Consider the following 533-nt stretch of genomic DNA (forward strand, 5'->3'; position numbering starts at 1 on the left):
GTCGGAGCAGATAGCAGAGCTGGAGAAGGGACTACGGGTGCGCGCGAGACAGGACGAAGTCGCCTCTCGCTTGATGACCATTCCGGGAATCGGCGCAATCTGCGCTACAGCGATAGAGGCGTTATCGTCGTCGGCGGAGACCTTCGCGATTTTGCGGCCTGGATTGGTCTCACGCCTAAGCAGAATTTTTCGGAGGCAAGGATAGGCTCGGCAAGATCTCCAGGATGGGCACGGCGAGATCTGCGACGCCTCCTTGTGCTTGGTGCGACCGCCGTTGTGCGATGGGCAAGACGCTATGGATCGCCAGCAGGATCCTGGCTGGCAAGAATGCTCTCGAAGAAGCCTCCAAAGCTAATCGCGGTCGCTCTAGCGAACAAGATGGCGCGTATCGCCTGGGCCTTGATGATCCGCGGTGGCGCTTACCAGGCTCCAGCGTCTGGCGCTGCTTAACGCAAGGCCAGAAGCCGAGAGACGTCGGAAATGTGGTAAGGTCTAACGGAGGGTTATGGGCAATCGGTCAGGGACTGGGATTG

At 59.3% G+C, this 533-nt stretch carries 1 protein-coding gene; it reads left to right on the top strand.

Translation table 11 applies throughout. The features are described from left to right. The first annotated feature begins 201 nt into the window (after positions 1-201). Positions 202-450, top strand: coding sequence for a hypothetical protein (locus tag FNJ47_RS54990; protein ID WP_430649489.1), 249 nt, complete (start codon positions 202-204; stop codon positions 448-450). Positions 451-533 lie beyond the last annotated feature (83 nt).

It is taken from the genome of Bradyrhizobium uaiense, assembly GCF_010811875.1.
Classification (GTDB): Bacteria; Pseudomonadota; Alphaproteobacteria; order Rhizobiales; family Xanthobacteraceae; genus Bradyrhizobium; species Bradyrhizobium uaiense.